The sequence below is a fragment of the Streptomyces sp. LS1784 genome (assembly GCF_020103755.1).
Lineage (GTDB): Bacteria > Actinomycetota > Actinomycetes > Streptomycetales > Streptomycetaceae > Kitasatospora.
Genome location: NZ_JAHSQD010000403.1, coordinates 1 through 7,541 on the forward strand (window position 1 = coordinate 1; position 7,541 = coordinate 7,541).

8 protein-coding genes are annotated in these 7,541 nt (G+C 72.7%); 5 read left to right on the plus strand and 3 right to left on the minus strand.

Annotation, left to right across the window (positions count from 1 at the left end; genetic code table 11):
• A partial coding sequence (locus KS423_RS32580; RefSeq protein WP_224283365.1) for a LysR family transcriptional regulator occupies positions 1-357 on the minus strand: 357 nt, incomplete at its 3' end.
• 263 nt (positions 358-620) lie between these two features.
• On the opposite strand from KS423_RS32580, the gene snpA (KS423_RS32585) reads away from it, so the two are divergent.
• The 4 genes from snpA (KS423_RS32585) to KS423_RS32600 all read left to right on the plus strand — a co-directional run bounded on the left by snpA (KS423_RS32585) (position 621) and on the right by KS423_RS32600 (position 5,318).
• A complete protein-coding gene (gene snpA / locus KS423_RS32585) occupies positions 621-1,271 on the plus strand; it encodes a snapalysin (protein ID WP_224283358.1) in 651 nt (216 codons plus the stop codon).
• Between the two features lie 324 nt (positions 1,272-1,595).
• A complete protein-coding gene (gene snpA / locus KS423_RS32590; protein ID WP_224283359.1) occupies positions 1,596-2,219 on the plus strand; it encodes a snapalysin in 624 nt (207 codons plus the stop codon).
• Between the two features lie 178 nt (positions 2,220-2,397).
• The gene (locus tag KS423_RS32595) at positions 2,398-3,057 is read left to right on the plus strand and encodes a pentapeptide repeat-containing protein (RefSeq protein ID WP_224283360.1); all 660 of its coding nucleotides are present in this window, start codon (positions 2,398-2,400) and stop codon (positions 3,055-3,057) included.
• A 179-nt stretch (positions 3,058-3,236) separates the two neighbouring features.
• Positions 3,237-5,318, plus strand: a complete 2,082-nt coding sequence (locus KS423_RS32600; RefSeq protein WP_224283361.1) for a phosphocholine-specific phospholipase C — start codon at positions 3,237-3,239, stop codon at positions 5,316-5,318.
• A 55-nt stretch (positions 5,319-5,373) separates the two neighbouring features.
• Here KS423_RS32600 and KS423_RS32605 read toward each other — a convergent pair whose 3' ends face one another.
• Both KS423_RS32605 and KS423_RS32610 read right to left on the minus strand, forming a co-directional pair.
• The gene (locus KS423_RS32605; RefSeq protein ID WP_224283362.1) at positions 5,374-6,018 is read right to left on the minus strand and encodes a dihydrofolate reductase family protein; all 645 of its coding nucleotides are present in this window, start codon (positions 6,016-6,018) and stop codon (positions 5,374-5,376) included.
• Between the two features lie 214 nt (positions 6,019-6,232).
• Complete coding sequence (locus KS423_RS32610) at positions 6,233-7,039, minus strand: phosphoribosyl-dephospho-CoA transferase MdcG domain-containing protein (protein ID WP_224283363.1); 807 nt, start codon at positions 7,037-7,039, stop codon at positions 6,233-6,235.
• Between the two features lie 188 nt (positions 7,040-7,227).
• Here KS423_RS32610 and KS423_RS32615 point away from each other — a divergent pair, with 188 nt between their 5' ends.
• Positions 7,228-7,440 (plus strand): hypothetical protein, encoded by a 213-nt coding sequence (locus KS423_RS32615; RefSeq protein WP_224283364.1) that lies wholly within the window; start codon positions 7,228-7,230, stop codon positions 7,438-7,440.
• Positions 7,441-7,541: the final 101 nt, after the last annotated feature.

A 7,541-nucleotide genomic window follows, 5' to 3' on the forward strand; every position in this document is an offset into this window, starting at 1 on the left:
CGCCCGGCTGCCGACGCTGCCGATCCGCAGCCGCCGCTGCCGGCCGGGCCCGGCGGCGTCCCTGGCCTCCTGGCGGGCGGCGGCCACCAGGGCGGCCATCTCGGTGATCACCGGCCGGGCCCGGGAGAGCACCGAGTGGCCGAGCGCGGTGGGCCGGCTGCCGGTCTGCTCGCGGGTGAACAGGGTGCCGCCGATGGCCCGTTCGATGCGGTGCAGCTGGGTGGTGAGGGAGGGCTGGGTCATGCCGAGCTGGAGCGCGGCCTTGCGGAGGCTGCCGCTGTCGGCGATCGCGCACAGCACCCGGAGGTGTCTCACGTCGAGCTCCACGTCCGGAGCATAGACGCCGTCACACCTCATCGCCAAGGACATGACAGGTATTCAAGGGCATGCCGGAGGGCCGGCCGACGGATCGACCGGCGTGGCGCGCGACGAACCCCGGCCGCCATGCGGCGGAGCTATCGCCGGTTGGCATCATCCGCGGCGGCCCCGGGCGGGTCGAAGCTCGGGGGACAGCAACCCGCCCAGGGCACCGCCGGGGCGGCCCCCACCGTGCGCCGTCCCCGGGTCCGGCCCCCACCGGCCCCGGGCGAGTCGGCGCACCCCGAAACCGGAGTCCCCACATGAAGCGTTCCGTGCTGTCCGCCGCCCTGGGCCTGGCCCTCGCGGCCGGCCTCGCGACCCTGCCCGTCACCGCCGCCTCCGCGGCCCCGGCCAGCCCCGCCGCCCCGGCCGTCCAGGGCTACACCCCCTCGACGTACGCCGGTTCGGCCGCGGAGACCGCGGACAACCAGGCCTTCTTCCAGGCCGTGATGGCCTCGGCCAAGGCCCGGCAGGCCGCGAACCCGTGGCTGCTGACCGTGACCGTCACCTACGACACCGCGAACGCACCCTCCTTCACCGGCCAGATATCCCAGGCCGCGCAGATCTGGAACGGCTCGGAGCGCAACGTCCAGCTCCAGGAGACCAGCGGCAACGGCGACTTCTCGTACTACGAGGGCAGCGACAGTCGCGGCTCGTACGCCAGCACCGACGGGCACGGCCACGGCTACGTCTTCCTCGACTACCAGCAGAACCAGCAGTACAGCTCGCTGCGCGTGGTGGCGCACGAGACCGGGCACGTGCTCGGTCTGCCCGACGACTACTCCGGGCCGTGCAGCGAGCTGATGTCGGGCGGCGGCCCCGGCCCGTCCTGCACCAACCCGTACCCCGACGGCAACGAGCGCAGCCAGGTCGACTACCTCTGGTCGAACGGTCTCGCGGCGCGGAACTGACGTGTCCGCTAGGTGAGTTCGGCGCGGCGGGCCGCTCGGCCGGAATCGGGCGGCCCGCCGCGCCGGGTACTTCCCCGGATGGGAGCCTAGCCGCCGCCGGAACGGAATTCCAGGGGCACGATTGAGTCAAGGCGAGGAAAAGACAACTCAATTCGGCTCCATCGGCGGGGTATTGGGCGGGGTATTGAACGGTGTTATCGCGGGTTGGCATCATCCGCGCACGCACCGGGTTGCCCGAAGCTCTGGGGACACCACCCGTTGACCAGGTGTTCCTCGTGGCCGGCCCCCAACCGGCCACACCACCTCAGGAATCGGAGCCCCCACATGAAGCGTTCCGTGCTGTCCGCCACCCTCGGCCTCGCCCTCGCGGCCGGCCTCGCCGTCCTGCCCACCACCGCCGCGTCCGCGGCTCCGGCCGCCCCGGCCGTGCAGGGCTACACCGCCTCGACGTACGCCGGTTCGGCCGCGGAGAGTGCGGACAACCAGGCCTTCTTCCAGGCCGTGATGGCCTCCGCCAAGGCCAAGCAGGCGGCCAACCCCGGCCTGACGACCGTCACCGTCACCTATGACGCCAGCTCCGCGCCGTCCTTCCGCAACCAGATATCCCAGGCCGCGCAGATCTGGAACGGCTCGGTCGCCAACGTCCAGCTGCGGTCCGGCTCGGCCGCTGACTTCCGCTACTACGAGGGCAACGACAGCCGCGGTTCGTACGCCAGCACCGACGGCCACGGGCGCGGCTACATCTTCCTCGACTACCAGCAGAACCAGCAGTACAGCTCGGTGCGCGTGGTGGCGCACGAGACCGGGCACGTGCTCGGCCTGCCGGACCACTACACCGGTCCGTGCAGCGAGCTGATGTCGGGCGGCGGCCCCGGCACCTCCTGCACCAACCCCTACCCGAACAGCACCGAGCGCAGCCGCGTCAACTCGCTCTGGGCGCGCGGCTGACCCGAGCGGTGAGCACCCCGGACCGGTCGCACCGAGGCGGCCGGTCCGGGGCGCTGCGGCTTCGCGGCCTCCTCGGGGCGACGCCGGTGCGGGGCGTCGTCGCTGCCGGGCGTTGTCGGCGCCGCGTGCGAGCATGCGGGCGAGACCCCTCCGTCCGCGACCGCCAGGAGCCGCCGCCATGCCCCGTTCCGTCCCCGACCGGCTCGCCGACCTCCCGTACGCCGAGCTGCTGCGCCCGCACACCGGGCCGCTGCGCAGCGACGAGCGGTACGACACCACGCACTTCGACGGCGGCGAGCACACCGACGAGTCGGGCGCCGGGGCGGCCTTCCTGGAGTGCGCCTTCACCGGCGTCGCGCTCAGCGGGGTCAAGCTGCGCCAGGCCCGGTTCAACGAGGTGTGGGTGCAGGCCGGCCGCTGGGTCGCCTGCGACCTCAGCGACTCCGAGTGGCAGGACAGCTCCTTCGTCGGCGGCGTGCTCGCCGGGGTCGCCGGGTACGGCTCGGCGCTGCGCCGGGTCGTCTTCCGGGGCTGCAAGCTGGAGGCGGTCAACCTGCGCTCGGCCGTCCTGCGGGACGTCGTCTTCGAGGACTGCCTGCTGCGCGACGTGGACTTCGGCGAGGCGAAGCTGACCGGGGTGTCCTTCCCCGGCTCCACGCTGGAGGAGGTCCGGCTGCGCGGGGCGACGCTGAGCAAGACCGACCTGCGCGGCGCCGTCCGGCTCGGTCTGGCCGACGGTCACCAGGGGCTGCGCGGCGCCGTCATCAGCTCCACCCAACTGCTGGAGCTGGCACCCCAGTTCGCCCACGCGCTGGGAATCGAGGTCAAGGACCGCTGATCACCCCAGCCCCTTCGCCCGTTCAGCCGGGCGTCGCTCGGTGACACCGGGGCGAACAGTCCGCCAACCCTGCCGCGCGGATCTGGTGGACCGCTTCGCGCGCGGTGGAGACTGCTGCGCGATCGAGTGAGCCCCGACTTGTGTACACAACATCGCCAGCGAAGGGACGGGCCGGGCTGATGGCCGAGTTGAGTCGTAGGAAGTTCGTCACGCTGTCCGGCGCCGCCGCCGCGGGCCTCGCCGTGGCCGGCACCGGGGCCGGTGCCGCGGGAGCCGCCCCGAGCGGAACGGCCGCGACCGCCGCCGCCACCGCGCTCAACACGACCGGCACCATCACCGACGCCCAGCACGTGGTGATCCTGATGCAGGAGAACCGCAGCTTCGACCACTACTTCGGCATGCTGCGCGGCGTGCGCGGCTTCGCCGACCGCAGCGCCATCCAGATCTCCGGCGGCTACAGCGTCTTCAACCAGCCCAACGGTCTGCTCGGCCGGCAGTACCCGTGGCAGTTCAGCCAGACCAAGCCGGCCGGTGGCGCCGACCCCGAGCGCCTCGCCCAGTGCAACGGGGACCTCAGCCACGGGTGGAGCGACCAGCACAAGGCCTGGAACGGCGGCAAGATGGACTCCTGGGTCGCCGCCAAGGGCAACGTCCGCACGCTCGGCTTCCTCACCCGTCAGGACATCCCGTTCCACTACGCGCTGGCCGAGAACTGGACCATCTGCGACGCCTACCACTGCTCCGTGCTGAGCGCGACCGGCCCCAACCGCACCTACCACTGGTCCGGCCAGATCGACCCGGCCGGCGCCGCGGGCGGCCCGGCCTACGACGGCGGTGACGAGAAGGGCCTGCGCTGGCAGACCTACGCCGAGGCGCTGGAGGGCGCCGGGGTCAGCTGGAAGGTCTACCAGAACGCCGCCGACAACTACGGCGACAACGCCCTGGCGTACTTCACGAACTTCACGAACGCCCCGGCCGGCAGCCCGCCGGCGGTCAAGGGCATGGGCTCGGTGCCCAAGGTCACGGGGAAGACCCCGGACGACATCGCCGCCGCCATCAAGGCCGACGTGCTGGCCGGCACCCTCCCGCAGGTCTCCTGGATCGTCGCCGACCAGGCCTCCTCCGAGCACCCGTACGCCACCCCGGCCGACGGCGCGCACTTCGTCCACATGGTGATCGACGCTCTCAACGCGGACCCGAACGTCTTCAACTCGTCGATCCTGTTCATCAACTACGACGAGAACGACGGCTTCTTCGACCACGTCCCGCCGCCGGCCGCCCCCGCCGGCACCCCGGGCGAGTTCTACAACGGCACCAACATCGGCCTCGGCTTCCGCGTCCCGCTGATAGCCGTCTCGCCCTGGACCCGCGGCGGCTGGGTCAATTCCGAGACCTTCGACCACACCTCGGTGCTGCGCTTCCTGGAGGTCTGGACGGCAGCCCTCGGCAAGCCCGCCACCTGCCCGAACATCAGCGACTGGCGCCGCCGCGTCTGTGGCGACCTGACCAGCGTGTTCGACTTCGCCACCCCGGTGTACGGCCTGCCGGCGCTGCCCGACACCTCGCAGACGATCGGCCTGTCCGCCTGCGGCCCGCTGCCCAACCCGGCCCCGGTGAACAACCAGCTGCCGGTGCAGGAGTCCGGCACCCGGCCCGCGCGGGCCCTGCCGTACCAGCCGAACGCCAACCTGGACCACTGGGACGCCGACGCCGGCGGCGTCATGCACGTCTGGGTGAAGATGTCCAACGACGGCGCCGCCCGCGCCTCGCACTTCGCCGCCTACGCCAACGCCTACCGCAGCGGCGGCCCCTGGCAGTACACCGTCGACTCCGGCAGCCCCGTCACCGACTTCTTCAACTGCGGCACCAACGGCTTCGGCAACGGCAAGTACGACCTGACCGTCGTCGGCCCGAACCGCTTCCTGCGCCGCTTCACCGGCGACCTCACCAAGGCGGGCAAGAACGCCGCGGTCACCGCCTCGTACGCCGTCGAGCCGGGGACGGGCAAGCCGGCCGTCTACTTCAAGCTCGCCAACAACGGCAGCACGCCGATGACCTTCACGATCGCGTCGAACAACTACCGGACGGACGGCCCCTGGACGTACCAGGTCCCGGCCGGCGGCAGCGTCACCGACTTCTTCAACGCCGTGGCGTACACCAACGGCTGGTACGACTTCACCGTCACGGTGGACGCGGACAGCAGCTTCTCCCAGCGCTTCACCGGCCACCTGGAGACCGGCGCGCCCAGCGTCACCGGCTGAGTGCACAGGGCGCAGGCCCCACCACCCGGCCGCCGCCGGGTGGTGGGGCCCTGCGTCACCGTCGCCAGAACAGGTGGTGCGCCACGCCGCTCGGGCTGGGCACGACCTCCAGGTGGAACCGGTCGAGCAGCTCGTCGGGGGAATCCCAGAGCTTCAGTCCGGACCCGAGCTTCACCGGTGAGACCACCACGTGCAGGGTGTCCACGAGGTCGGCGTCGAGGAACTGCCGGACGGTGGTGACCCCGCCGCCGAGTCGCACGTCCTTGCCGTCGGCGGCTTCCCGCGCCCGTTCGAGGACCGTGGCCGGGTCGCCGTCGACGAAGTGGAACGTGGTGTCGGAGAGCGTGAACGACGGGCGCTCGTGGTGGGTCATGACGAACACGGGGGTGCGGAACGGGGGCTCGTTCCCCCACCAGCCGCGCCACTCGTGGTCCTGCCAGGGCCCGCGCTGGGGCCCGAACTTGTTGCGGCCCATGATCTCGGCGCCGATGTTGCGAGCGAAGTCCCGGGTGAAGTAGTCGTCCAGGCCCCGGCTGCCCCCGGGATCGGTGCGCATCGGCCAGCTCGCCGTGGCCCCGGCCCAGGAGAACAGCCGCTCGGGCCGGTCGAGGCCGAACGGGAGCTCGAAACTCTGGTCCTCACCGGCACCGATGCCGTCGCTGGAGACGTTGAAATTCATGACTCTGAGCAGTTGATCCATGGCTGAATCTCCGGTTGCGTCCTCGTGCGGCGGGGCGCCGCACGCCAGGACGTCGGAGCGGACGCGGCCGGATTGACATCGGCCCGCGGATTTTTTTCCGAGGGGTGTCGGGAATCGGCCCCGGCGCTGTGGCCGCCGCGCGACCGTTCACCCGGGTCGCACGGGCGTCACCGCCCGTCCAGCCGTTCCGACCGGCATCCCGTGAGGCCGCCCGTCAGGCGAACGGGCCCCGCGGGAACCACGGGTCGTGGACTTCCCGTGGGCCGTTCGGGGTGAGAAGGGTGAGGCTGTGGGCGCCGGAGGCGTACTCGGCGAGCTGGACCGAGCCGTGGCGGGTCTCCAGTTCGGCCTGTACGGGTACCGGCAGCTTGGTCAGCGCCCGCCGCAGTTGCAGGGCGTCGCGGCGGCTGACCGGCTGCGGGGAACGCAGGACCAGCCGCAGCGGGCTGAGCGGACCGGTGACCGGTACCCCGCTGCCCAGCTCGTAGCCGACCGCGCCGATCGGGCCCCAGGGCAGTCGGTGGTCGGCCACCAGTCGGCCGACCTCGGGCAGCAGGGCCAGGGCCGGGATGCCGGCCAGCCGTTCGGGGGCCAGGTGCTCGCGTCGTTCGGGGAGCTGTTCGGGGCGCAGGGTCCGGGCCACCGCCGCCCACGGGGCGAGGGCGTCCAGCCGCAGTCCGGGGCGCGGGCCGCGCACGGTGACCGGGAACCACAGCTCGGGTGCCGCCTCGGGGTCCCGGGTGCAGCGCTGCGGATGCGGCAGGTCGACCGGGTTGCCGACCACGGCGGGCGCCCGGCCGACCGTCACCCAGGGGTGTACCCGCAGCACCGCCCGCGCCCAGTCCGGCAGCCGGCCGCCCGCGAGGGGCCGCAGCGAGCTGGGGCACTGCATCAGCAGCAGGTCGTGCGGGCCGGGCAGCCGGCCGTCCAGCGCGGCGAGCGGGCCGACCCGGCGGCGCGGTCCGTCGTGCAGGTCCTCGGCGGTGCGCCGGGCGGGGCTTCCGGGATGTACGACGGTCACTGCGGGCTCCAGGGGGTGGCGTGGATGTCGCCGACGGTCCCACCCTCCGCCCGGCCGACGGCCTGCGGCTACGGCCGTTGGGCGCGGTCACCAGGGACCAAAGGCTCAAGGTGCGTCCGTCGACACGCGGTGTGAGAGTGGGGGCAGCCCGGTATTCCGACATTCCGTCCATCCCCTCTGGAGGAGTCATGGGCATCTTCGACAGGTTGTTCCACCGGCCGCCGCACGAGCCCGCCGGGCAGGAGGCCGCCCAGCGTGCGGCCCTCGCCCACGACGAGGCCGCCGACGCGTACGGTGACGAGGTCGAGCGCACCCGGGAGACCCAGGAGCGGCTCGCCCAGGAGGAGGCCGACCGGCGCGCCGCCGAGAACATGACGGCCGAAGGCGACCCCTGGGACTGAGGCCCCACCGGTCCGGTAGCGGCCGTCACCGCGCCCGCGGCGGCAGCGGCGGGCGCCGCAGGTCCGGCCGGGGCGTGGACTCCGGCGGGGGCTCCGCGGCG

Bases quoted from the DNA above. Each gene is read 5' to 3' on its own strand.
- snpA (WP_224283358.1), top strand. From the start codon at position 621: ATGAAGCGTTCCGTGCTGTCCGCCGCCCTGGGCCTGGCCCTCGCGGCC.
- snpA (WP_224283359.1), top strand. From the start codon at position 1,596: ATGAAGCGTTCCGTGCTGTCCGCCACCCTCGGCCTCGCCCTCGCGGCC.
- KS423_RS32595 (WP_224283360.1), top strand. From the start codon at position 2,398: ATGCCCCGTTCCGTCCCCGACCGGCTCGCCGACCTCCCGTACGCCGAG.
- KS423_RS32600 (WP_224283361.1), top strand. From the start codon at position 3,237: ATGGCCGAGTTGAGTCGTAGGAAGTTCGTCACGCTGTCCGGCGCCGCC.
- KS423_RS32605 (WP_224283362.1), bottom strand. From the start codon at position 6,018: ATGGATCAACTGCTCAGAGTCATGAATTTCAACGTCTCCAGCGACGGC.
- KS423_RS32615 (WP_224283364.1), top strand. From the start codon at position 7,228: ATGGGCATCTTCGACAGGTTGTTCCACCGGCCGCCGCACGAGCCCGCC.